The organism is Colwellia sp. BRX8-4, assembly GCF_014077345.1.
Taxonomy (GTDB): Bacteria; Pseudomonadota; Gammaproteobacteria; order Enterobacterales; family Alteromonadaceae; genus Colwellia_A.
Map to the genome: position 1 here is coordinate 24,505 of NZ_JACGVS010000020.1, position 26,176 is coordinate 50,680.

Annotated in this window: 23 protein-coding genes; 16 read left to right on the top strand and 7 right to left on the bottom strand. The window is 37.4% G+C overall.

All coding sequences use genetic code 11. From position 1 onward, the window contains the following. The first annotated feature begins 28 nt into the window (after positions 1-28). From H4J56_RS15460 to H4J56_RS15480, 5 genes are all read left to right on the top strand, one after another. Positions 29-2,233, top strand: a complete 2,205-nt coding sequence (locus tag H4J56_RS15460) for an alpha-ketoacid dehydrogenase subunit alpha/beta (protein WP_182259568.1) — start codon at positions 29-31, stop codon at positions 2,231-2,233. Beyond that, positions 2,230-3,318 carry an ACP S-malonyltransferase gene (locus H4J56_RS15465; RefSeq protein ID WP_182259569.1) on the top strand — a complete coding sequence of 363 codons (1,089 nt, stop codon included), beginning with the start codon at positions 2,230-2,232 and terminating at the stop codon, positions 3,316-3,318. Before H4J56_RS15460 ends, H4J56_RS15465 begins: the two co-directional genes overlap by 4 nt. Positions 3,319-4,190: 872 nt before the next feature. After that, positions 4,191-4,883, top strand: coding sequence for a PEP-CTERM sorting domain-containing protein (locus H4J56_RS15470; RefSeq protein ID WP_182259570.1), 693 nt, complete (start codon positions 4,191-4,193; stop codon positions 4,881-4,883). A gap of 598 nt (positions 4,884-5,481) precedes the next feature. Further along, complete coding sequence (locus tag H4J56_RS15475; RefSeq protein ID WP_182259571.1) at positions 5,482-7,089, top strand: methyl-accepting chemotaxis protein; 1,608 nt, start codon at positions 5,482-5,484, stop codon at positions 7,087-7,089. A gap of 97 nt (positions 7,090-7,186) precedes the next feature. Then, the gene (locus H4J56_RS15480; protein WP_182216753.1) at positions 7,187-7,465 is read left to right on the top strand and encodes a hypothetical protein; all 279 of its coding nucleotides are present in this window, start codon (positions 7,187-7,189) and stop codon (positions 7,463-7,465) included. Positions 7,466-7,549: 84 nt separating this feature from the next. Here the strand turns inward: H4J56_RS15480 and H4J56_RS15485 are convergent, their stop codons facing one another. From H4J56_RS15485 to H4J56_RS15495, 3 genes are all read right to left on the bottom strand, one after another. Beyond that, positions 7,550-7,741, bottom strand: a complete 192-nt coding sequence (locus tag H4J56_RS15485) for a hypothetical protein (RefSeq protein ID WP_070375607.1) — start codon at positions 7,739-7,741, stop codon at positions 7,550-7,552. Between the two features lie 163 nt (positions 7,742-7,904). Next, positions 7,905-9,029: an anhydro-N-acetylmuramic acid kinase gene (locus H4J56_RS15490; protein WP_182259572.1), complete on the bottom strand. Its 1,125-nt coding sequence runs from the start codon at positions 9,027-9,029 to the stop codon at positions 7,905-7,907. Positions 9,030-9,063: 34 nt separating this feature from the next. Next, positions 9,064-10,458, bottom strand: coding sequence for an OapA family protein (locus H4J56_RS15495; RefSeq protein WP_182259573.1), 1,395 nt, complete (start codon positions 10,456-10,458; stop codon positions 9,064-9,066). 237 nt (positions 10,459-10,695) lie between these two features. Here H4J56_RS15495 and tyrS point away from each other — a divergent pair, with 237 nt between their 5' ends. The 11 genes from tyrS (at position 10,696) to H4J56_RS15550 (ending at position 22,470) form a co-directional block, all read left to right on the top strand. Further along, the gene (gene tyrS / locus H4J56_RS15500) at positions 10,696-11,901 is read left to right on the top strand and encodes a tyrosine--tRNA ligase (RefSeq protein WP_182259582.1); all 1,206 of its coding nucleotides are present in this window, start codon (positions 10,696-10,698) and stop codon (positions 11,899-11,901) included. Between the two features lie 364 nt (positions 11,902-12,265). Further along, positions 12,266-12,532 carry a hypothetical protein gene (locus H4J56_RS15505; protein ID WP_070375611.1) on the top strand — a complete coding sequence of 89 codons (267 nt, stop codon included), beginning with the start codon at positions 12,266-12,268 and terminating at the stop codon, positions 12,530-12,532. Positions 12,533-12,952: 420 nt separating this feature from the next. After that, a complete protein-coding gene (nosR, locus tag H4J56_RS15510) occupies positions 12,953-15,085 on the top strand; it encodes a transcriptional regulator NosR (protein ID WP_182216761.1) in 2,133 nt (710 codons plus the stop codon). A 71-nt stretch (positions 15,086-15,156) separates the two neighbouring features. Further along, positions 15,157-17,046 (top strand): TAT-dependent nitrous-oxide reductase, encoded by a 1,890-nt coding sequence (nosZ, locus tag H4J56_RS15515; protein WP_182216762.1) that lies wholly within the window; start codon positions 15,157-15,159, stop codon positions 17,044-17,046. 155 nt (positions 17,047-17,201) lie between these two features. Continuing rightward, positions 17,202-18,569 (top strand): nitrous oxide reductase family maturation protein NosD, encoded by a 1,368-nt coding sequence (locus H4J56_RS15520; RefSeq protein ID WP_404842645.1) that lies wholly within the window; start codon positions 17,202-17,204, stop codon positions 18,567-18,569. Between the two features lie 12 nt (positions 18,570-18,581). Continuing rightward, positions 18,582-19,538 (top strand): ABC transporter ATP-binding protein, encoded by a 957-nt coding sequence (locus tag H4J56_RS15525; protein ID WP_182259575.1) that lies wholly within the window; start codon positions 18,582-18,584, stop codon positions 19,536-19,538. Beyond that, positions 19,538-20,356 (top strand): ABC transporter permease, encoded by an 819-nt coding sequence (locus H4J56_RS15530; protein ID WP_182216767.1) that lies wholly within the window; start codon positions 19,538-19,540, stop codon positions 20,354-20,356. The genes H4J56_RS15525 and H4J56_RS15530 overlap by 1 nt, the downstream gene beginning before the upstream one ends. Then, the gene (locus H4J56_RS15535) at positions 20,356-20,877 is read left to right on the top strand and encodes a nitrous oxide reductase accessory protein NosL (protein WP_182216769.1); all 522 of its coding nucleotides are present in this window, start codon (positions 20,356-20,358) and stop codon (positions 20,875-20,877) included. The genes H4J56_RS15530 and H4J56_RS15535 overlap by 1 nt, the downstream gene beginning before the upstream one ends. 184 nt (positions 20,878-21,061) lie before the next feature. Further along, positions 21,062-21,601, top strand: a complete 540-nt coding sequence (locus H4J56_RS15540; protein ID WP_182216771.1) for a DUF4136 domain-containing protein — start codon at positions 21,062-21,064, stop codon at positions 21,599-21,601. Further along, entirely contained in the window at positions 21,594-22,079 is a 486-nt protein-coding gene (locus H4J56_RS15545; protein WP_182222748.1) for a hypothetical protein, read from the top strand. The genes H4J56_RS15540 and H4J56_RS15545 overlap by 8 nt, the downstream gene beginning before the upstream one ends. A 67-nt stretch (positions 22,080-22,146) precedes the next feature. Beyond that, on the top strand, positions 22,147-22,470 hold the full coding sequence (locus tag H4J56_RS15550) for a ribonuclease E inhibitor RraB (protein WP_070375614.1): 324 nt from the start codon (positions 22,147-22,149) through the stop codon (positions 22,468-22,470). A 17-nt stretch (positions 22,471-22,487) separates the two neighbouring features. Here H4J56_RS15550 and H4J56_RS15555 read toward each other — a convergent pair whose 3' ends face one another. From H4J56_RS15555 to mtnN, 4 genes are all read right to left on the bottom strand, one after another. Next, positions 22,488-23,474 (bottom strand): sensor domain-containing diguanylate cyclase, encoded by a 987-nt coding sequence (locus H4J56_RS15555; RefSeq protein WP_182216776.1) that lies wholly within the window; start codon positions 23,472-23,474, stop codon positions 22,488-22,490. 138 nt (positions 23,475-23,612) lie between these two features. Continuing rightward, the gene (locus H4J56_RS15560) at positions 23,613-24,242 is read right to left on the bottom strand and encodes a trimeric intracellular cation channel family protein (RefSeq protein ID WP_070375615.1); all 630 of its coding nucleotides are present in this window, start codon (positions 24,240-24,242) and stop codon (positions 23,613-23,615) included. Between the two features lie 5 nt (positions 24,243-24,247). Next, on the bottom strand, positions 24,248-25,231 hold the full coding sequence (locus H4J56_RS15565; RefSeq protein ID WP_182251450.1) for a cobalamin biosynthesis protein: 984 nt from the start codon (positions 25,229-25,231) through the stop codon (positions 24,248-24,250). A 178-nt stretch (positions 25,232-25,409) separates the two neighbouring features. Beyond that, on the bottom strand, positions 25,410-26,120 hold the full coding sequence (gene mtnN / locus H4J56_RS15570; RefSeq protein WP_182216779.1) for a 5'-methylthioadenosine/S-adenosylhomocysteine nucleosidase: 711 nt from the start codon (positions 26,118-26,120) through the stop codon (positions 25,410-25,412). Positions 26,121-26,176 lie beyond the last annotated feature (56 nt).

Consider the following 26,176-nt stretch of genomic DNA (forward strand, 5'->3'; position numbering starts at 1 on the left):
AATAATAATAATTCCCCGTGGAGATATCATGTCTGATCGTAATCAGCTGGTGAAAGAAAACTTTATTAACTTTGTTCGCGCCCAAACTTTGCCTGAATCAACTTGTGCTTTAACTCCTAGTGATGTTGGATTAAGTTCAGCTGAAGTTATTGATCTATTTGAAACCCAAGTAATGAGTCGCCACCTTGATTTGCAATCACGTGTGATGCAGAAAAAAGGTCAAAGTTTTTATACTATTGGTAGCTCAGGTCATGAGGGTAATGCTGCTTATGCTAAGGCATTTCGTCCGACAGATATGGCATTTTTGCATTATCGCAGCGGTGCGTTTGTTATTCAGCGAAGTAAGCAAGTACCAGGACAAACGATTTTATATGACATGCTATTGTCATTTGCTGCATCAAAAGATGACCCTATCTCTGGCGGTCGTCATAAAGTGCTTGGTAGTAAAGCGCTCTCTATTCCACCACAAACAAGTACCATAGCGTCGCATTTGCCTAAAGCGATGGGCGCTGCATATAGCATTCCGTTAGCAAAACGTTTAGCGCATAAAGGTGAGATCCCAGACGATGGCGTCATTATTTGTAACTTTGGTGATGCTTCATCGAATCACTCCACTACACAAGGGGCAATTAACAGCACAGCTTGGGCAGCTTATCAGTCTATACCTATGCCAATTGTTTTTGTCTGTGAAGATAATGGTATTGGTATTTCAACGGCTACACCGGAAGGCTGGATCGCCGCTAATTATGAAAATAGAGCCGGCTTAACTTACCTCTATTGTGATGGCTTAAATATTTTAGATACCTATAAAACCGCAAAAGAAGCAGAGCGAATTGCTCGAGAATTGCGTAAACCCGTGTTTTTACATATCCGCACTGTGCGTATTTTGGGGCATGCGGGCTCTGATGCTGAGTTTGTTTACCGTGATATGGCTGACATTACGGCAACAGAGTTTCAAGATCCTTTATTACACACCGCGCGCATTATCTTAGAAAACAATATTTTAACGACTGAAGAGCTAATCGATATTTATCAAGACGTTGAAAAGCGCATTGAGGTTATTGCTGAAAATGCCGCTAGCAAGGAAAAACTGACCAGTGCTGATGCCGTAATGGCAAGCATTATACCTAACGTTACTAAAGCACGAAGCTCGGTGTTAGTTAGCGATAAAACTCGCGCAGAAATTTTTAAACATGAGAAACATAACCTACCTAAAAAACAGCATTTAGCAAAATTGATTAACTGGGCATTGATGGACTTGATGGCTGAATATCCCAGTATTGTTATGTGCGGTGAAGATATTGGCAAAAAAGGCGGCGTTTATAACGTTACGGCAAAGTTATGTGAACGTTTTGGCAAAAGCCGGGTGATTAATACCTTGTTAGATGAGCAAACGATTTTAGGTACCGCTATTGGTTTGGCGCACAACGGTTTTTTACCTATCCCTGAAATTCAATTTTTAGCTTATGTGCACAACGCTGAAGATCAAATTCGTGGCGAAGCGGCGACATTACCGTTTTTCTCAAATGGGCAATTTACTAATCCCATGGTGATCCGCATTGCGGGTTTGGCCTACCAAAAAGGTTTTGGTGGTCATTTTCATAATGATAACTCTTTTGCCGTTTTTCGCGATATTCCAGGGTTAATCATCGCTTGTCCGTCAAATGGTGCCGATGCAGTTGAAATGATGCGCGCTAGTGTGCGTTTAGCGCAAGAGCAACAACGTATGGTGATATTTTTAGAGCCAATAGCGTTGTACATGGCGAAAGACCTACACCAAGAAGGTGATGGTTTATGGACCTTTGAGTATCAGCCTCCTGAATTGGCAGACAGCAGTATCGATTTAGGCGTTAAGGTTGCTGGCTCAGGTAAACAACTGTGTATTTTAACGTATGGCAATGGCAATTATTTATCGCGCCAAGCACAAGCAAAATTAGCAGAGCAGGGTATTGATGCACGTGTTGTTGATTTACGTTGGTTAGCACCATTAGATGAAAAAGGTATTTTGGCGCAAGTGAATGATTGTGAGCATGTGCTTATTGTTGATGAATGTCGTCAAACGGGCTCAATTAGTGAAGCGCTAGTGACTTTAATTCATGAGAAAACAAGTGAATGTCCTAAAATAAAACGCGTTACCGCCAGTGATAGCTTTATTCCTCTAGGCGCTGCAGCCTATGAGGTATTACCATCGGTTAATAATATTGTCGATGCTGCGAAGGAGATTTGCCAATGAGTTCGTCAATAAAAAATACCGATAAAGCGCTAGTAAAATCCATGAATAAGAAAAAGCAAAGAGCGGTAGTTATTTGCCCTGGCCGAGGTACCTACAATAAAGAAGAACTAGGATATTTACAGCGTTTGCATAGCGATAAAACCGAAATAGTTTCTCTAATTGATGATTTTCGCGACAGCCAAGGGCAAATGAAAGTTTCTGAACTTGATGGTATGGAAAATTACAGTATGCGTACCCATACTGCTGGTGAAAATGCTTCGGCACTTATTTATGCTTGTGCGTTATCAGATTATCAAGCCATTAATAAAGACGAGTTCGACATTGTCGCGGTTACTGGCAACTCCATGGGTTGGTATATAGCATTAGCGGTTGCTGGCGCATTGAAGCCCAAACAAGCTATTAAGCTAATTAATACCATGGGCTCGATGATGACAAAAGGTGTGATTGGCGGACAAATGATATATCCAATCATTAACGATGAGTGGAATATTGAGCGAGAGCAAGAACACAAGGTTATGCAATGGTTAGCACAAGCAAATCAACAAAGTGAATGTGAAGTTTATGTCTCGATTAATTTAGGTGGTTATATAGTATTTGGTGGTAATAAGGCCGGTTTGAAAGCGTTAGAAGCGTTACTGCCTGTGGTGCAAGACCGTTATCCAATGAATTTATTTAACCATGCGGCTTTTCATACGCCGCTGCTAAGTGATGTTTCAAAGCGGGCGGTGGAACTATTGCCAGCACAACTGTTTAATGCCCCTGAAATACCATTAATTGATGGCTTAGGGCAAGTGTGGCAACCTTATAGTTGCGATGTTGAGCAATTACATAACTACACGCTTAATACACAAGTGGTAGAACCTTATAACTTTTCAAAAGCGATAGAGGTAGCCATTAAAGAGTTTGCGCCCGATAAGCTTATTATTCTGGGCCCAGGTGCTACCTTAGGTGGCGCAGTAGCGCAGAGTTTGATCAGCCATCATTGGCTTAATTTACAAAGCAAAGCTAATTTTATAGCACAGCAAAAGGAAAACCCTTTTATACTCGCCATGGGATTAGCAGAGCAACGTAAAAAGGTCGTATGATAAGTTTAAAATAACAACTAAACATTTTTGTATAAAATCAACTCAAGTTTCGGGATTCAAATATAATAAAACAATGATAATAAGACGATGATTTTAAATAAGTGATGTCTCAATGTGGTAAATACTTGTTAACTAGACAACGTAAAAAGCCAAAAGAGACATCGAATGAATTCTGCCACAAACATCTTAAACTTATCATCACTAACGGCTGATCTATTTGAACAAGCAAACCTTAAGATTGGTAATACTTTCAATTCAACATTGAAGCGTACTGGCCTTAATATAATGTTACGTCAAGCTAAGTTTTGTTAGCGCTCAGGCAAACCTGCTGGTAACGTTGTTTATCTGTTGATGCTTTGACTAAAAGTAGACTCTGTTGGTATGTTTTCATTAGATGCTTTATAAAGTTTTCTGCAACAAAAAAGACGCCTTATCTGATCTATTCAAACGCGAACTGTCTGTTTCTTATTATGATTATATTTTAGTATTACAGTCAGGAAAGTCGGCATTGTTGACGTTAACTACTGTTTATTCTTTAGGGCAACTGATAGTCATAAGTGGAAGTAGAGCAATCATCAACACAATTCAGGTCATGCCACCAATATCTGACCATCTTATTACATATGTGAATTTAAATTACTTAAAATGATTACTTGTTAATATTTTTCAATTAAATTAAGTGGTTGATAAGTTTATTTGTGTCGAATTACTTTACAATGTAATTATATTAAAATGCACATTATCAACCAAAACACTGAAAATATTGATCTTTATAAAGTTGGCGTGTTTACTGCAATAAAGTGGGTTGATTGATTACTATTTTAGCATTTACCTACCAAAATTAGTGGACAAGGTATTAAAAGGCAATACAAATGAAAAATAAATTTTTAAAAGTGGCTGTAGCCGGACTGATAATGTTAGCTAGTAGCGCTAATGCTGGAATTATTGCATCGACAGATTTTGATAATCGAACTGTTGCTGGAGATACGGCATCAAATCTCGATTGGATTCTAGATGGCTTAAGTTCACCAGGTGATTTATCTGCTGACTATAACTTATTTGATACAACTGACTCACAAAACAAGTTTGCTGTAGACCGTAACCTTTCTAACGAAGGAGATTGGATTGTAGATATTTCATTGAATTTGCTATATCAAAATAATATATCCTTATCGTCTCTAACATTAGATGCTTATATATTTAACAACTCAGGTAACTTTCAAAACGTTCAAAGAAATCTAGATATTGCTGTATCACTATTTGATTCATCTAATATCTTTCTAAAAGAATTCACTTTACTTGATGATATATTTGCCAATAATGGTGCATTCACCAATGTTAACGGTCATAACGTTAGCGTAGATCTTGAGGGATATTTTCTTTTAGCTAACAATGATTACATTCTTAGATTAACAGGTAGTGGTGAAGGGAATGGTAACAATGCAGGGTTCGATAATCTTGTAATAAATGGTGACTTAACCAGCGTACCAGAACCTACAAGTCTTGCTATTTTTGCATTAGGTGTTATGGGGTTAGCAGCACGTAGATTTAAGAAACAATCTTAATCTAGTTTTTAAGTTTTGATTATAGAAAACATCAATTGTCATGATTGGTGTTTTTTTGTTTCTGGTGGTTGGTAAATTAGGTAGTTTCATCAGTAAACTATCACCATAGAATTCTTAATCCTTTGCTATGACATATGCGTAGAGCTTTTCAAGCACTTTAACTTAATATTCAACACCACTAATCCTCAGTTTTATAGCTTGAACAATAATTCATACTAACAAAGCTTATCCTTTTAGCTAATTAGTTGTCGAAATAGTTACACTGAGATAAGCCAAGGCTTATGTAAGCAATCGTATCAAAGTGATCGTTATGAAGGATGATTTTTATTCGTAAATTTAGACCGCTTTGTGGCAGATACTGCGCTTAAACGTAATCATTCCAGTTTCCGATTGTATTTAACGGTTTCCATGTTTATTCCATTTCTACAATTGCCCTCGATCTATGAAGATAATAAATAAGTAAAGAGATGAGTTATAAAATGGTTGGTTTTATCAAAAACAGATAAAAATATATGCTCGATTGTTAAAGTAAATCAAAGTTTTATTATGATAATAATTTACACTTTAATGACTTTTAACTATCGGGTTCATGAACACAATGTTTTCTACACTATCATTGGCAGTAAAGATTAATGCTGCATTAGTACTTATCGCAATAGCGTTCTTAAGTACCACAGTCATATTCTTTTATTATGATGAAAAAGAGCTCAGTGAAAATTTTGTTGAACGTAACCTAGAAAGTTTAGCACTTAATTATTTTGACTCTGTGAATACTATGATGTTAACCGGGACAATAGTAAATCGTCAGTTAATACAAAATAAAATACAGAGCCAAGATGAAATTGTTGAGGCACGTATTATTCGAGCGCCTGCTTTAACGGCTATTTTTGGTGACGGTTTTGCTGATCAAAAAGCGGTCGGTAATTTTGAACAACAAGGTATAAACGGCACTAAAGCGTTTGATGTTTTTGAACGTGACGGTAAGCGAATGATGAGTTTTATTTCGCCTATTCGTGCCAGTTCAGACTACCGTGGCACTAACTGTTTAACCTGTCATCAAGTCAAAGAAAATGAAATATTAGGCGCGGTAAAGGTGACCTATGATCTGTCTAAAGTTGACCAGCAAATTATGAGTTCTATAACTCAAGCAGCGATCCTACAGTTAGTTATCACTGTTGTTAGCTTTTGGTTATTAAGTTTAACCATAAAAAAATTGATTTTTAGTCGCCTCAAACGGCTTAGAAAAACCATTAACGATGTAGAACATAATTTAGATTTGAACAAAGAAATCAAAGTACATCATGATGATGAATTAGGTGCAGTAAGTGTGGCATTGAATAGCATGATGCAAAAATTTAGAACAAGTTTTTTATCCATCTCATCAACAACAGACAAATTAATTGTTTCAGCAAAAAGTGTTGATGAAATATCGAATTTAATGCGTGCGGCTGTGCTTGAACAAAAGAACGGCACCGACTCTGTAGCCGCTGCAATTAATGAACTAGATACATCTGCGAGTGAAGTACATCGTAATACTCAAACCGCCGCTGAGAATTCACTGTCGGTACGAGAAAAAGCAACGCAAGGCCTGGAATTAGTTGAAAATGCTAAAGATGGCATTGGTTTATTGCGTGATAAGGTAATTGATAATACCGCTATGATAGCTGCATTAAGCGACAAAACTCATGAAGTAGGAGGTGTTTTAGAAGTAATAACCAGTATTGCCGAACAAACCAATTTATTGGCATTGAATGCCGCTATTGAAGCAGCAAGAGCCGGAGAGCAAGGGCGAGGCTTTGCAGTGGTTGCCGATGAAGTGCGCTCATTAGCCACGCGTACCAGAGAGTCTATTGACCAAATCCAGTTAACGATTAGGGGATTACAAGTCGATGCCAGTAATGCGGTTAACTCTATGAATGATGTTAGTCAGCAGGCAAATGAAAAGGCAGAAGATGTAACGAATGTAGCCAGTTTATTAGTGGAAATAACGTCGCAAATAACAGAGCTTGATGATTTAAACACACAAATTGCTAGTGCAGCACAGCAACAAAATTTAGCGGCTGACGAAATTAATGTCAATGTTGTCAATATTAGTGACGTTGCAGAAAAATCAAGTAAAGATGCGATACGTGGTAAAGAGATAAGTGAACAGTTACTCGAGTTAGCTTACGAGCTTAATCAGCAATTATCACAATTTAAAATGTAATATTTAGCCGTTATATTTAACAAAAAATGGCGGTGTTTAATTATGATCAACGTGTTGTTTTATTATACGGTTATTGATCATTGAGGAGAGTTCTACGATGTCAGCACATAAAAATGGCGAAAATTGCACAAGCAAAGAAATAACTACAGAGTTAACACAAACCAAAAAAGGTTTTTTACAAAAATTGGCTAAGGTTACTGGCATTATTTGTTTTATGCTTGCCATGGTTTTTGGCGGAGTTTTAACGTTTTCAGAGAACAATGATGAGGTGTTTCGAGCGACGATAGGGGCAACAACATTCTTCTTTTTTATGGTCTCACTTGTATTATCGACGATTGCAAATACTAACTTACCCAATTTGAAGGTTGGCGGTTAACCTATTGAAATAAAAGTTTATTATCGAATAAAAAGCCTCTTTAAAAAGAGGCTTTTTATTTTATGTAATGGGTCACCATAGTGATTAATAATAGGCGTCAGTATTATTATGTGCTTGAGGGTCTTCTATGATTTCTTCAAAGTCCACTTCAAAGCTATTGTTTTCTTCTGTATTTGCCATATAAATAGTGCGCGTTGAACCGTCAATCCAGGTGACTGTACCACTACCTTTTTTACTACCGCATTTCATACCAATATGAATATCATGAAATTCCATTGAACCTCCTCGCCTAAATTGCTGTGTTGACATTGATAAATAAACCCTATGTTATTCAGATTTACAATAGATTGTTTAGTTCAATTAATCTGCTAAATGAGCATGTTTACTTAAACAGGTAATATTTTATTATAAAGATAAAGTTACTTAGGTCTAGAGTGAATTAGGCAAAAAACTCACAACCGAGTACTGTTGACTTTCTAGCCCCTGTTACTGCTGGGATATTTCCATAGATTTTTTTGTCATAAGCGAATGCGAGCCAAGCAAATGCCATTGCTTCTAGTGCGTTATTATTCAGCTTTAGTGAATGTACCTTATTAACATTGAAGTTGTTAAGCTCTTGCTTTATAAGCTTATAACAAAAATTATTATCGATTCCTCCTCCGCATAAATATACATCTGCTGAATTTGATGTTTTTTTAATGTCGGCGGCTATAGAACAAGCAGTTAAGGCGGTGAGAGTTGCTTGTACGTCGACAGCGCTTATTTGTAATGGGGTGAGAAAGGGCGCTAACCATTGCAAGGTAAAATATTCACGGCCAGTACTTTTGGGGGCTGATAACAAAAAGTAGTCATCACTTAGTAATTGTATTAATAGTGCTTGGTTAATCGTTCCAGAGCTTCCCCAGTCGCCGTTATTGTCAAATCTCTTTCCTGAGTGTTCAAAGCACCATGCATCTAAAAGAGCGTTCCCTGGGCCGGTATCAAAGCCTAATACACTTTTGGACGAGTTTTTTTTAGGCAAAAAAGTGATATTAGCTATACCGCCTATATTCACTAGAAATGTTTCTTTTTCAGTGGCAGGTAATAAAAATTGGTGAAATGCAGGGACTAAAGGAGCACCTTGTCCACCTAAGGCGATATCTTTTGTTCTAAAGTCACCAATAACTCTAATGCCGGTTAATACCGCTAACGTTTGATTGCAGCCTATTTGTAAAGTAAAAGGCGCTTCAATAGCAGAGCTTTGAGTTGGGCGATGTCGAATGGTTTGACCGTGATTACCAATAGCAATAATATCAGTAGCTACTAAGTTTTCTTTGTCTAATAGTGTACTTATTGCCTCACTAAATTGATGGGCAAGAGTAATATCAAGTGAAAAGGCTCTGTCTATTTCGTTATGATTGGGTAGATAAAGCTCAGTGATTTTTTGTCGAGTGACATTGTCATATGCTTGATAATAACTAGCAACTAGTTCGGCACTTCCACTAGTAAAGTCAACAAGGGCTAAGTCAATGCCATCGGCACTAGTGCCAGACATTAACCCAATATAAAACGTAGCTTTTGTCATTTATACTCGCTAATTATTATTGGGCTAAAGAGGGTTAATGCGTCTGCATCGCCAACAAAGCTTGTCTAGAGCCTGAAAGTTCCATTAAGCGTTGGCTTGATAATACCGAAAACTCAGCAGCATATTTCTTATTAATGGGTTTAGCATCAGGTAACTTTACCGTTCTTGGATTACGGTGTACGCCATTAAGTAAAAATTCATAATGTAAATGTGATGCTTCTGACATGCCAGTTGAACCGACATAACCAATAACGTCACCTTGCTTTACCCGTTGCCCTTTTTTAACATTTCTTTTTGAAAAGTGTAAATATTTAGTCTCAATGCCATTACCATGCTGAATAAATACGTAATTACCATTATATTTGTTATAGGTTGAATGGGTCACTTTCCCATTACCTGCAGCTACAACAGGTGTACCTTTATTTGCACGGTAATCAGTACCACGATGAGCTTTCCAGCGCTTTTGAATAGGATGAAAACGCTTTGGTTTGAAATTTGAACTAATATACCTAAAGTTTACCGGCGCACGTAAAAAAGCTTTGCGCATACTTCTGCCATCAGGAGAATAATATTCGCCGTCTGTAAAGCGAATGGCTTGAAAAGGATCATCTTTATTAATAAATTCAGCGGCAAGAATCTTACCTGTACCTATATGATCGCCATCGACATATCGATTTTCAAAAACAACATGAAAACTATCCCCTTCACGAATATCTAAGGCAAAATCGATATCCCAACCAAAAATATTAGCAAGGTTAATTATTTGTGCATCGTTTAAACCTGATTCAATACCAGCATTCCAAAAATTACTTTTTATAACACCGTGGGCAATAGTTTCTCGAATTTCTACCGTTTTGGTTTCTTTACTTGATTGGTAACTGCCATCATCAATTAGTTTTACATATAAGGTTTCTGTTTTTGATAAAGAGTAGGTCAGTACTGCTAGCTCTCCTGCTGCGTTTTGGCCTATATGAAAGACATCACCAACATTAATTTTTTTCAATAATTTACTGTAGTCACCTTTTGATGAGCTCACGTCGTATGTTGTTCTCGCGCTATAGCCAAGGCGTTTAAATACTTTGGCAAGAGAGTCACCACTGCGTACTTTTGCTTTTTTCCAGGTTAGTGTCTCTTCTTCACTGTTAATAGGTGCCGTTATATTTTCTTTATTTATTGATGATTCGATATTGCTAGCAGGCGTGTCTAAGGAGATATCTTCAACTTCAACTTCAGGTAAAGCTAATGCGTAACGTTTACCTATTTCTAGTGACGTATCTGTCAATTGACGACTGGCTGTTGCCTTTTCCGAAGGAATAAGGAGTAACAACAACACAATTATGCTGAATGAGCTAATAATTACCCTATGCGGTTTTGGTAACTGTAAATAGAATTTTTTTATGTTTTTCAACAGACTACAACCTAATTTCATGTATCTTAATACGATAGCTATCGTTTACTATATCAAAAAATAGCCTTGAGTAAAATTTAATTACCGTAAAGGTGAGTGATCTCGGGGACTCAGCGGCACTTCTTCCTTGAAAAACAAGCTGCAATAATTAAAAAATAGAACAATTGCCCTAAATATTAACTTAAGGCTTTTCACCCAAGGCATTATTGCAGTAGAATCGAGCAATAAATTATGATTATATTTTTTGGAGCTAAGTCGATGACTGATGTCAGCCAAGCGTTTGCTGAAATTAAGCGTGGTGCAGAAGAAATTTTGCTAGAGAGTGAATTACTAGAAAAATTAAAAACGGGAAAGCCACTAAAAATTAAAGCAGGGTTTGACCCTACAGCACCAGACTTACATCTAGGTCATACGGTATTAATTAATAAGTTGCGTCAGTTTCAACAACTTGGCCATGAAGTTATTTTCTTAATTGGCGACTTCACTGGCATGATAGGTGATCCAACCGGTAAAAATGTTACGCGTAAAGCGTTAACAAGAGAAGACGTGCTGGCAAATGCTGAAACTTATAAAGAACAAGTTTTTAAAATTCTAGACCCAGCTAAAACAACGGTTGCTTTTAACTCTACCTGGATGGATAAGCTAGGCGCTGCTGGTATGTTAAAACTGGCATCTCGTCAGACGGTTGCCCGTATGATGGAACGTGATGATTTCAAAAAACGTTACACCAGCGGTCAATCTATTGCCATTCATGAGTTTATGTATCCTCTCGTTCAGGGCTGGGATTCTGTAGCCTTAGAGGCTGATGTTGAACTAGGTGGCACTGATCAGAAATTTAATTTGTTAATGGGGCGCGAATTACAAAAATCAGAGGGGCAACGACCGCAAACGGTCTTAATGATGCCTCTTTTAGAGGGGTTAGACGGTGTACAGAAAATGTCTAAGTCGCTTAATAACTATATTGGTATAACGGATAGCCCAACAGAAATGTTTGGTAAAATAATGTCTATTTCTGATGTATTGATGTGGCGCTATTATGAACTGTTGAGTTTTAAGCCAATGGAAGAAATTGCTGGCTATAAAACAAAAATTGCTGAAGGAATGAACCCTCGCGATGTAAAAATCGATTTAGCCAAAGAGTTAATTGCTCGTTTTCATTATGATGAAGCGGCTGAGGCGGCACATCAAGAATTTATTAATCGTTTTCAAAAAGGCGCAATGCCTGATGAAATTGAGGATAAATTAGTTCAGATAGCCGATGACAGTGGTGACATCGCTATTGCTAACCTACTAAAAGAAGCGGGCTTAGTAGCGAGTACTTCAGATGCCATGCGAATGATTAAGCAAGGGGCGGCTAAAATTGAAGGTGAAAAAATTACCGACAGCAAGTTACGTATTGCTTCGGGGACTACGGCTATTTACCAAGTTGGCAAACGTAAATTTGCTAAAGTAACAGTAAAATAACCTCACATATTTATAACCTATGTATAAGCCAGTATTTATTACTGGCTTTTTTATCAGTGCATTAAAGAGTCAGGTGTTTTACGCTAAAATCATAATGACTTTTATTTATTATCTCAGTAATAAAATCCAGCATAATTGCTTAATAATTATTCGTCAATTTTTTTTACACTAACGCTAAATCTAGTCGTAAGTACAGAATGCTTTATCTCCAATTTGTTGTTAAAGAACAGTATTTTAATCTTGGAATAATTTGTGCTTAATTTAAGTGTCGAGTTAAGGTTGTTAACCGATAAATCCCACTCATTAAAGTTGTCGAGTTGTTATTTTGTTGAACCAAATATTAAATACAGTATTGAGCCGCACTATGGAAAATAAACCCGAGAGAAATAATTTAATCGAACGGCGACAATATTTTGATGACAGTGAGTTTGAATCTGATAATAATTGGAAAAAATTAACGTTAGCTCAACGTTTTGCTGCACTAAGTTTAACTAAATATGGCTATGAACTCCGCTTTACCCGGTTTACATCGAGTGGCAGTACTGCTGTTCTTGTCTTAAAAAATGGTACACCAGCAACTATAAGCGAAGATGGCGACATTAATACTACACCAGATATCAATATACGATAGTGATACTAGTTGTCGACTTTATCTGCTGCCAGTAGAGTTCTGCTTCTAAACTGACTTTTATTCTGCATTGCTAGTATTGCTAGTATTGCGAGTAATGACACCATTGCTGCCATAACCACCATCGTCATTATTATCCGCTGCCAGTAGAGCTCTGCCCCTAAACTAAGCTCGATTATCGATTACCTAAATTGAAACACCACCGTTATCACTCTACAGCCACTGCAGATATTCTACGACGCTAGTTGTTACCTTTCCTGATACTAATGTTTCTTTAACCCTATATTTTGGAGGGTTATTTTTCTTTTGTTTATTGATCTACATCAGATCACTGTTTAACCGTGAGCGTAATATATGCGACATATTGTCGCAGTAGTACCTTTAGGTTTACTGAATTAAAATTAAATAAAAGAATGTTAAGTCATGGCTAAGAATAGAGTAAAGACATCTAAAATTAACAGTTTGCTATTAATGCTTTCGATATTTTTATCTGTAGTAATGCCTGCACAAGCTTTGTTTGTTAGCCCGCCTAAAGACCCTATTCCACTTATCCATGAAATATTCCCAGAAGCAACATCAATATCAGATAAGCAAGGTGAACCGTTAATTTGGACCATATATAAAGACAAAGACATTATTGGCTATGCTTTTGAAACAAACGACTTAGCTAAAATGCCAGCTTATTCTGGTGAGCCAGTCAATATGTTAGTCGCCATTAGCCCAGCAGGTGTTTATTTGGGAGCTAAAGTTCTAGAGCATCATGAACCTATTATTCTTGCTGGCATCCCTGAAAGTAAACTGTATGAATTTGCTGATCAATATAATGGTTTAAACGTCAGTGACAGATTAAAGGTCGGTGGGAATAACAAGGAAGGCGTTATTCATATCGATGGGCTTTCTGGTGCAACTGTTACTGTCATGGTGATGAATGTAGCAATTACTAAAGCGGCAACAAAAGTCGCTCGTTCTTTAGGTATTATTAAAGCTAGCCAAGACATTATTCAACCTATGTCCAGAATATACCCAGATGTCTATCAAAAGCTTGATTGGCAAGGACTCCTTGGTGACGGCTCCATTCGAAAATTAGCCTTAAATAGAAAAATAGTTGATGAAGCGTTTGCGGGGACTAGAGTTGAGCATGTTGATGAAGCAAGTGCAGAGCAGAAACAACAGCTGTTTGCTGAAATTTACTTTGCTCAGGCTGATATCCCAACGGTGGGTCGTAACTTATTAGGCGATAGTGAATATCAATGGTTAATGGCAAGCCTTAAAGAGGGTGAACATGCCATTATTATGCTGGGAAATGGCTATTCTTATAAAGGGTCGGGTTATGTGCGTGGCGGTATTTTTGATCGTATTCAAATACTACAAAATAACGAAGCCTTTGCCTTTCGTGATTTAGATCATAACCGTGTTACTGATCTTTATATTGCTGGCGCACCTAGGTTTAAAGAAATGTCATTATTTATTGTCCGTGCCGAGCACCAGTTTAACCCCGGTGTTGATTGGCAGGTGGAGTTACTTGTTCGCCGCCAATTAGGCGCAGTCGATAGCTTATTTACCTCTTTCAAAGGCGATTATCACACATTAGATAAGTATGTTGACCGTCCAGCTCTTATTTATCCTGAGCCAGAGTTAACCTTGATTCAAGAAGTTTGGCAAGAGAAAGAAGCTGAAGTCATTATCTTGATTATTTTACTTGCTATCGTTGTCATGAGTTTGTTTTTTCAAGATATATTGGTACGCCACCCAACTTTTATGCACAACTTCCGTCATTTGTTTTTGATTATTACTGTCGTCTTTATTGGTTGGTCATGGGGTGGCCAGTTGTCTGTGGTCAATGTATTTACTTTCTTACAAGCCTTAATGTCTGATTTTTCGTGGGATTTATTCTTACTCGACCCGATTATATTTATTTTATGGGGAGCGGCAGCCGTTACCATGATTTTATGGGGCCGGGCGGTTTATTGTGGCTGGTTGTGCCCATTTGGCGCTTTACAAGAGTTGATGAATATCTTTGCTCGCTACATAAAAATACCACAATTTGAATTACCTTGGGCCGTGCATGAAAGATTATGGGCCATTAAATATCTGATTCTATTAGCACTTTTTGGTTTGTCGATGGAATCATTATCACTGGCTGAACATTTCGCTGAAGTTGAACCTTTTAAAACAACGTTCTTATTAAAGTTTGATCGAGAATGGCCATTTGTTTTATATGCATCAGTACTCTTGATTATCAATATCTTTAATCGCAAATTCTTTTGTCGTTATTTGTGCCCATTAGGCGCGGCATTATCAACCAGTAATAGTATTCGTTTATTTAGCTGGTTACGTCGTCGCCCTGAATGTGGTCAGCCTTGTAAAACCTGTGCTAAAGAGTGTGAAATTCAAGCGATAGACCCTAATGGCGTGATCAATATGCGCGAGTGTCACTATTGTCTCGACTGCCAAGTCACTTACTTTAACGATGAGAAATGTCCACCATTGAAAAAATTAGCACGCAAAAAAGCAAAGTATAAAGAAACAGAAATAGAAGCAGTAAATGTCGGTTAGCAAGTAAATAAAAGTATACAAGCAAGTGTTGGAATCAATATTAAAAAAATTAACCATAATGGAGAAAAGTAATGAGTAATGACGATAAAAGCTCTAATAACGTAGAGTTAGAGAACGAAGGTAGACGTAAGTTTTTTGGTAAAACAGCGATATTAGGTGCTGGTGTTGTTGCTGCTCCAATGACGGCAGCTATGTTTTCATCAATGGCACAAGCTCGTGCTAAAGATGCCGGCAGTGATCCGTTTGTTCATCCTGGTGATTTAGATGAGTATTATGGTTTTTGGTCAGGTGGTCAATCTGGTGAAGTACGTATTATGGGTATTCCATCAATGCGTGAGTTAATGCGTATTCCTGTCTTTAACATTGATAGTGCGACTGGTTGGGGCTTAACAAACGAGTCTAAACGTATTAAAGGCGATAGTGCCAATATTATGGTTGGCGATACGCATCACCCTCATATGAGTATGACTGACGGTCGTTATAACGGTAAATATGTTTTCATTAACGATAAATCAAATACACGTGTAGCACGCATTCGATGTGATGTGATGAAAACGGATAAAATGCTTACCGTTCCTAATACACAAGCAATTCACGGTTTACGTGTACAAAAAGTACCCTATACAAAATACATAGTATGTAATGGCGAGTTTGAGGTGCCAATTGTCAATGATGGTAAAGCCTCTTTAGAAGATGTAAGTACTTATCGTTCAATATATAACGTGATTGATGCGGAAACGATGGAAATGGCATTCCAAGTCATCGTTGATGGTAACTTAGATAACACCGACGCTGATTATGATGGAAAATATTTTGCATCTACATGTTACAACTCAGAAATGGGGATGAGCTTGGGTGAAATGATCACATCTGAACGCGATCATGTTGTTGTATTTAGTCTAGCGCGTTGTGAAGCTGCAGTTAAGGCAGGTAAATTCAAAACTTATAATGGCAACAATGTACCTGTTTTAGATGGTCGTAAAGGCTCTCAATTAACGCGTTATATTCCGGTTCCTAAATCACCACATGGTTTGAACACGTCACCTAATGGTGAGTATTTCATCGCTAACGGTAAATTATCACCGACCGTTTCAATCATCTCAATTAAAAAATTAGATGCATTATTCGCTGATGAAATTAAACCACGTGATACGATTATTGCGGAACCAGAATTAGGTTTAGGCCCACTTCATACCGCATTTGATAACAAAGGTAATGCGTACACAACATTATTTCTTGATAGCCAAATTGCTAAGTGGAATGTTCAAGATGCTATTGATGCCCACAATGGTAAGAAAGTGAACTATATTCGTCAAAAACTAGATGTTCATTATCAACCCGGTCACAACCATACAACAATGGGAGAAACACGTGATGCTGATGGTAAATGGTTAGTCTCTTTATGTAAGTTTTCTAAAGACAGATTTTTACCTGTTGGTCCTTTACGTCCAGAAAACGATCAATTAATTGACATTTCAGGTGACGAAATGAAAATTGTTCACGATGGACCTGCATTTGCTGAACCACATGATTGTATGATGGTACACCGCACTAAAATGAAACCATTAAAATTGTGGCCTCGTACGGATCCAATGTTTGCAGAAACAATTGCTATAGCAAAACGTGATGGCGTAGATGTGTACTCTGAAAACAAAATTATTCGTGATGGTAAAAAAGTACGCGTTTACATGACCTCAATCGCGCCAACTTACGGTATGACTGAATTTAAAGTGAAGTTAGGTGATGAAGTGACTGTTATCGTCACTAACCTCGACCAAGTAGAAGATGTAACCCACGGTTTTTGTATGACTGATCACGGCGCTCAAATGGAAATTGGTCCACAAGCAACGGCTTCTATTACTTTTATGGCAAATAAACCCGGTGTTTATTGGTATTACTGTAATTGGTTCTGTCATGCATTACACATGGAAATGCGCGGTCGTATGTTGGTTGAAGCTTAGTACTAAGTTAAGTACATTTTAGTTTTAATAGACTTTACGTTTAACGAAGTTAATCCAGATCAAGGGCATATCATTAAAAGGTGATATGCTTTTTTTACTTACAAATATTATTGATTTTTGGTGGTTGTCTCTTGGTAAAATGCAAATCAGTGTTTATATTTATTAGTGTGTTTTGTCTTTTTATTAAGCCGCTTTGCGCTGAAAATATTAAGCTGACGCCACAAGATAATTTACAACAACAGCTTGATAAAGCCGTTGATGGTGATGTTGTTATTCTTACTCCCGGTCGTTATTTAGGCAACTTCATTATTGAACATTCGATTACACTTTCAGCCCAGCGTGATGACTTAGGCAAAGTGATTATTGATGCGCAAGGTGATGGTCATGCTTTGCTACTGAAAAACTCTAACATCACCATAAAAAATCTCACCATAGTTAATTGGGGAAGTAACCTTACTGAGCAACATTCTGCTATTTATTCTGAAAAAAAATCCAGCCATATAGTGATTAAAAACAACAAGCTTAAAGGTGATGGCTTTGGTATTTGGTTACAAAAAAGCGAACACATAAAAGTCCTTAATAATACTGTTGAAGGTAATTTGAGCTTACGCTCAGCCGATAGAGGTAACGGTATTCAGCTTTCTATCGTGAAACATGCTGAAGTCCGAGGCAATGAAATATTTAACACCCGTGATGGGCTTTATATTATTTCTAGTCAAGAGAATATTTTAGAAAATAATACTCTGCACGACTTACGATATGGCATTCATTATATGTATTCATACGACAATTCGGTAATTAATAATTTTGCTTATAACACGCGAGCTGGCTATGCGCTAATGAGCTCTAGGCGATTAATTATCAGCGGGAATACAACGATAGACAGTGAAGATTATGGCTTTTTATTTAATTATATAACACAGTCAACTATCAGCAATAATATTGTTAAACGTGTTTGGACAAAGCCTGAAAATAAAGTATTAGGCCGTGATGGTAAAGGGCTCTTTGTTTATAATTCAGGTTATAACACTTTAAAAAACAATCTTGTCGAAGGCGCTGAAATAGGCATTCATTTAACGGCTGGTTCAGAAAATATTAAAATTTACGGTAACAGTTTTATTAATAACCCGACACAAGTTAAGTACGTTTCCAATAAAAAGCAAGAGTGGAGCTTAGCGAGTAAAGGTAATTACTGGAGTAATTACCTCGGCTGGGATATGAATAACGATAACATTGGCGATGTTATGTTTGAACCAAACGATGGTATCGACAAATTAGTTTGGCAATACCCAGAAATGAAAATGCTAATGGACAGCCCCGCGATTATTATTCTGCGATGGGTGCAACGTCAATTTCCAGTACTAAAACCACCCGGTGTGAAAGACAGTTTTCCGTTGATGTCCTCACCACATCACCGAAATACTGATGAAAATCTCTCAAGGGTACAAAAGATTAATGCCGAGGCACTAAAAACTGACACGGCAGATAATCAATCTGCTGTTGTGCAACGTGCAGAGCATTAAGGATATAAATTGATGAACACTACAGACAAAACACCTCTGGTTAAACTAACTAACGTGGGTAAAAAATATCCCAAATTAACAGCACTAGACTCTGTTGATATGCAACTTTCACAGGGAGAAGTCTTAGGGCTTTTTGGTCATAATGGTGCGGGTAAAACCACCATGATGAAGCTTATTCTTGGCGTTATTGCGCCAAGTCATGGCAATGTTAAAGTGATGGGGATGGCACCAGATTCTAAAGAAGCTTGGCACATGCGCGCTAAAATTGGTTATTTACCTGAGAATGTTAGTTTTTATGAGCAATTAACCGGTTTAGAAGTGCTTAGTTATTTTGCTAAACTTAAGGGCTTTGACAAAAAACATGCAATGGCTTTACTCGAGCAAGTTGGGGTTGCTCATGCCATGAAGCGGCAAGTTAAAACGTATTCAAAAGGAATGAGGCAACGTTTAGGGTTAGCACAGGCTTTTATCGGCAATCCAGCTCTGTTGTTGCTTGATGAACCCACTGTTGGCTTAGATCCTATGGCAACCGCTGATTTTTATAAAACGGTTGATGATCTAAAAAGCCAAGGAACCAGTGTTATTTTATGTTCACACGTTTTACCTGGTGTTGAACAACATATTGACCGAGCGATGATATTATCTTCCGGCAAAGTGCTTGCTATGGGCTCTTTAGAAGAGTTACGCCAAGCCGCCGCCTTGCCCGTCACCATCAAAGTTGAAGGTTTAAATGGTTCGCTTCAAGGCGATCCTAAATTGGCTAAATTTTTAGTAGATAAAAATCATGGTGACTTACTGACGGTACCTGAGCAAGATAAATTAGCGACCTTGCGTCAGTTACTGAGTTATCAAGCGATTAAAGATGTCAGAGTTGATTCGGCCAATTTAGAGCAAGTTTATCAATTTTATTTATCACGCCATTTAGCTGACCATGTCGATAATAAAAATACCGTTAAGGAGCCCCGCTAATGAAACAAATATTAGCCGTTGCCAACAAAGAATTTCATGATGGTTTACGTAACCGTTGGCTAGTGTCAATTACTGTTATTTTTGCTATTTTGTCTATTGGTTTGACCTATTTTGGTGCTGCAGCGTCAGGGACAGTAGGCGTAACCTCTTTATCAACAACGATAGCGAGTCTGGCCAGTTTAGCGGTATTTCTTATTCCACTCATTGCATTACTGCTCAGTTACGACAGTTTTGTGGGTGAACAAGAAAGCGGCACCTTGTTATTATTGTTGACTTATCCCTTAAGTAAAAGCCAACTGTTATTAGGTAAGTTTTTAGGACAAGGCGGTATTATTGCACTTGCAACCCTTTTGGGCTTTGGCTCGTCGGCGCTAATCTTATATTATCAACTAAACGACAGTGCCGTTTTTAATGTTTTTGCTACCTTTATTGGGAGTGCTGTTTTATTAGGTTTAAGTTTTACTGCCATCGCTTATTTGATCAGTTTATCGGTAAGTGAAAAATCAAAAGCAGCGGGTTTTGCTTTAATCACTTGGTTTTTCTTTGCGTTAGTTTTTGATTTAGCGTTGCTGGCGTTATTGGTCGGTGTGGAACAAGGTATTAGCCAGCAGGGACTTACCCAATTAATGATGCTAAATCCAGCCGATATATTTAGATTAGTAAATCTTGCCGGCCTTGATAGTGGTGACGTTAATGGCGCTTTAGCGATTGCAATAAAATCGAGTCTGTCACAAGGGCAATTATTTAGCATTTTACTGGCATGGGTCATGGTACCTATCATTATTGCCATTTTTATTTTTAGGAAAAAAACACTCTAATGAATATTTTAAAGCCTAGCTTACCCCTTTTATTGATAACCCTATTGTTGGCAGCACTGCTGTCTGCGTGTTCTAAAAATGACGAGGTCGCCCAATCGTTACATGAAGCCGTGGCGATAGAAACGGCCGATGAATGTCATTTGTGTGGGATGTTAATTTCAAACTTTAGTGGTCCTAAAGGGGAATTATTTAGAAAGGGTCTTACTAAAGCGGAAGGCGATAGTGTGAAAAAGTTTTGCTCGACTCGCGATATGTTTAGCTTTTACTTAGACCCTGAGAATAAGCGAAATGTTACCACCATATTAGTACACGATATGAGTAAATCACCGTGGAAAACACCAAATGACCAATACTTTATTGATGCCCGCAACGCATGGTTTGTTGCTGGCTCAATTAAAACAGGTGCGATGGGTAAAACGCTGGCAAGTTTTAGTAAACAAAAAGATGCGCAAACCTTTGCAGCTGAATTTGGTGGTAAGGTCATTAATTTTACCCAAGTTGATTTATCTGTGTTGATGTAAGCTATTTACACAAAACGCTCTGCTGTTATTTTATTACTTGCGCAAATAGTTGTAATTTTTTTTCAGCAGGGTAGGCTAAAGTTATCCTTTTCATTATCTATGCCTTTTATTCTTGATTAAAAATAGCCAGCCAATATCTTTTCAGCTTATTTTTTTAATAACCTTGCTATGCTTTTCAGCACTAATGCTCTCAGGTTGTACATTATACCAACCGGCCATTTCAAAATATCAAACTAACTTTAATTTTTCAAAGGTAAGCAGCTACGCTTTTTATAAGCGTAACTCTGACTTTGGCCAGTTTCAAAATATTAGTTATACCACGCGTAACAGTATTGAATTAGCCATAGAGCAAGTATTAGATAAGAATGGTTTTATTTATAATACGCTAGATGATGCTGATATTGTGATTACTTATCACCTTGTTAATGAAAACACTAAGGAATTATTAACCTACAATAAAGGGGTGCTTTATTGTTCTCTTTGTTTGCGTGGCGGTGAAGCGCAAGCGGACAAAAAACAGTGGCAAACTAAACCGGGAAGTTTAATTATTGATGTACTTGACCCTGAAAAAAAACGTTCAGTTTGGCGAAGTGTTTACCCTTTGAAAATTAATGCTAAAACCGATAATAGTAGAGAGGCTCAATTGAAAATTTACCGGGCTATTGATGCGATGATAGATAAATATCCTCATTCTCGTGATGCAAGTAAAGCTAACAATGCTTAAATGGTTAACGATAACACTGATAGCCGTAGTGATTTTTATTACTATTTTATTAGGCTTGGGGTATTTATTAAAAGAACATGAAATAGCAACAACGCACTTAAAACATCAGCTTGATCAGGAAAGGGCTGCTCAAAAAAGCAAAGAAAAAAGAAATAAACACAAGCTTAACACGGTTATTGAAACCTCTCTTGTTAACGTTGCTGCCAAGACGAATACATTAACAAGTAAAACCTTTGTCTCGGTCAAACAAAAAATATTGCTAGAAAATTTAACCTGCTCATCAAAAAAACAATGTGTGCTAGTTAACATTACCTTTGGAGAGTTAACATGTGCCTTTGCTATTAATACCATTGGCGCCTCTTTATTAGCGAAAACAGCAGATGAGTCGAGTTCAGTGGCAAGGTGTCCTCGCTACCCCGCAAAGAGTCAATTGAGTTGTCAGAATAATTTATGCAGCTACTCAAACATTAATAATTAACTCTCCTGTGGAGTTGAAGAAAATAGCGGTTTATAATGAAGTACTTTTTACCCAGATAATAACTTTTATGACCTTTCCAAATGATGAAACAGGCCAAATTTTGGCTGAAATGCAAGATGCTGGTATTGATTTGTCTATTATTCATCCCGTCGTGTTTTTTCAATTGTTCGAAAAAAAAGAACAAGCCCAAGCAATGGCTGATTATTTAGCAGAACATGCACCTGAAATGGAATTAGTCATTCATCCTGATGAAACACCTAATGTTTGGGATTTAGATTGCACTGTAAAAATGCTACCTTGCTACGATGCGATTGTCGCGCAAGAAGCACAACTTGAACAACTTGCTGCAAAGTATAATGGCTATAACGATGGCTGGGGAATGGAGGCTTAAACAGAGGAACTCGACGTTTAACTTTCTTTGTCTTCGTCCCAAAAGGCATAATGGTTTTTGCCTTTTCGTTTCACCGAATACATCGCTTTGTCAGCTCTCTCATAGATATTGGCAAAGCTTTCATTATTTTTTTCAAAAACGCATATACCGATACTTAAATTAATTGATATTTTTATCCCTTCAATTTCAGTGGGTTTAGCTAATATTGTTAATATCGACTGCGCTAATAATTCAAGGGCTAGTCTATCGGTTGTTTTACAAATAATCGCGAATTCATCACCTCCGAATCGGGCAATTAAGGCGTCTGTTGGTGCTAAGGCATCAAAGTTACTGGTAACATGCAGCAGTAATTTATCGCCCACTTTATGTCCATAAATATCATTTATTGATTTAAAATCGTCTAAGTCAATAAAAAATAAGGCACCACCACAATATTTACTGGTGTTAGTGTAGACTTCAAAATTATGTTGAAGGGCTTTTCTGTTCAGTAAATTAGTGAGCGGATCTAAATTAGCATATTGAGCTAACTCTAATTCATAAAGTTTTTCTTGGGTAATATCAGTATGTGTTCCTGTCATACGTAAAGGATTATTATCATCATCAAATTCAATAACCCTACCGCGATCCGATACCCATACATCACCTCCGTCCTTGTGCTTCATGCGGTAAGTCATATAAAAGTAGGGTGTTATTCCCGCTAAATGCTCTTCAAATGCAGCGATAACTTTTTCTTTATCATCTGGATGTAAGTTGTTTTTCCAAGAGGATACTGTTGATTCAATTTCATTGGTTTCAAAACCGCACATGCTACCAAACGCTTGATCTAATATTTTTAACTGTCCACTAGGTATGTGTTGCTCCCAGATAAATAAACCAGTTCTATCTAGAGCCGCAGATAAGTACTCAGTTAATTTTTTATGTTCATCTTTAATAAGCTCATTTTCTTGAGTTAACATGACTATTTTGTTGGATAGTTTTTCGATGATTTTATCTTTATCAGTCATAAAATAGTTCGATGAGTGTTATTAATGGCTTAGTCGCTTAATGAAATCATAAAGTGATTAAAAATTAATCTTTAGTATCTCTTAATTATCTAACAGAAACAAACAACTTATCGACATCTGTAAAACACTGAGCTGGCATTATTTACTTTCTTCTTTTTCAACAATATGAAACGCTGGCAGTGAAACTCGCCAATAAATAGCGGCTAGTCTCAGCGTTAATGCGCCAAGAATTGCAGAAATGATGGCGATATTTTCTGGCCAAGCTAAGTATCGAAATAACGCATACAAAGAGCCGCCTAAGATCGCAGCAGTAGCATAAATTTCTTTTTGTAAGATCATTGGAATAACATTACATATAACATCACGGATCATCCCACCAGCAACACCGGTAATGGTGCCCATTACAACAGCAACAAATACAGGAGCGCCTAAACTTAATGATTTCTCAGTTCCTAAAACAGCAAATAATGCTAAACCAAATGCATCAGCAATCAGTAAAAAGCGCTTTGGAATACGCTTAGGACGGCGAATAATGATAATTGTTAACACTGCAGTTAATAAAATAACATAAAGATAAATGGGATTAGCAACCCAAAATACTGGCGTATCTAAAGTAATATCGCGGATGGTACCGCCGCCAATCGCTGTTACTGCGGCTAATACGACAACACCAAAAGGGTCGAGCTTATACCGCCCAGCCATTAATGCACCCGATAAGGCAAAGACAACAATACCAAATAAATCTAACCAGTAAAGAAGTTCATACATGTTTGTTACCTATTAATATTGAACGAGTAAATAAATAATGTCAGTAGTGTTAAAAATAGAAAACAAAAATAGAACACTTGGCTAATACGTTTGCTGGCATGAATAATATCAGTAGCTTGAGGCTGCCTTCCGTGATCGTTGTAACTTGTTTTACGTAATTTTATATTTTGATACATAGCCACACCACCAAGTTTAACCTCTAATGACAAAGCAAATAAATTGAGCACATAGCTATTATTTAATTGAAAAAAGTAGCGGTGATTTAACCGAAAAAATAAAACGAAATTTTTGCCAATACAACCAAACAGCAGGATTAATGAAAAGATACGGCTAGGTAGCCATTGTATAATGTTGACAATAAAAGCAACACTGTCGCCAAAAGGTTGAAAACTATTTTGTTTGTTATTCCAGCTGTAATGCATCTCAATAAGCAATCGACAAACTAAAGCAGTAAGTGGACCAAAAAGTAAAAATACCAAGCTAATAGTGAATAGATTTTGCACCGCTCGAAGCAATAACATTTCAATACAGCTCTTTGCTAAGCCTAAAGAGGAAAGCTGTTCGGTATTACGCAACAGCCAGGGGTTTAATAACTGTTTAGCCTCGAAATTTTTGTTGGCGACAATTAACTTGGCAATCTCTTTACTTGTTTTTCCTAGTTGTAAACAGCCTAAGGCAAGATAAAGTAAAAATCCCTGCCAAAGCCAGGTGGCCTCAACAAAAGCTTCAAATAACCAAAGAATAATGACTATAGGCGTAAGGCTAACTACAATAGCAATTAAACCAGAAATAAAACGCTGACGGTCAGTATTCTTACTTTTATTGACTTTTTTGGCGAGCTGATCGCAAAAAATTCGAAAAAACCTTAAGGGTTGATGACTCGCTAAATAGCCAGTAAAAAGCTTAACCAAAATAACACCGTAAAGCATGACAACTGAATAGGCGAAAGGGCTGATATCAATTAAGTTTGTTAGATTATTAGCAGTCATATTTATAGCCATTCCATTAAATTATTGCTCACTTGTGCGGGTTAAAATACTCCAAACCTGCGGCGCACTCAACGCCTATAGTCAGTGATTAGAAAATCGTCAGCCTTGCCTTGATATATTCTCCTTGCGCGAACAAGATCACAAAATTAGTGGAGTCGGTATCGATTAAACTTAGGGCTTAAGTTAACTTTTTACCTTGCAATGCGTCGAGCATATTTTCAACTAACTGAGATGAATTCACCGAAGCTGTTTCTAAATAAGCTTCAAAGGAGGTAGGAGACTCTTTACCTGCTATATCAGACATAGAACGAATAACCACAAAAGGCACCTTAAATTGATGACAGGTATGAGCAATTGCGGCTCCTTCCATTTCAACCGCGGCCATAGTCGGAAAGTTAGCGCGGGCTTTAGCAATATCATCATCAGCAGTCATAAAGGTATCGCCGGTAGTGATTAAACCCAGTAAGGTCTGGATATTTTCTAATTCAGCAACACCTGCCTGTGCGGCCTTAACAAGTGTCGGGTGAGGAATATAAGCAGCTGGATTACCTGGTAACTGACCAATCTCATAGCCAAAAGCGGTAACATCGACATCGTGATAGCGAACTTCTGAACTAATGACAATATCGCCTACTTTTAGTGATTGTTCAAAACCACCAGCAGAGCCAGTATTAACAATATAGTCAGGCTGGAACTTATCAATTAAAATCGCGGTTGCTAAGGCAGCAGCCACTTTACCAATACCCGATTGTACAATAACGACATCACTGCCGTTGAGTTGCCCTTGATAAAAGGTATAACCTGCATGTTCGGTTGTTACTGCATGAGTTAATTTTGCTTTTAAAATAGCAACTTCTGGCTCCATTGCGCCAATTATTCCTGCTTTCATTTTATTTCCAATTCGTTGATAACATCTAATAAAACAATTATAACGTGAAGATTCCC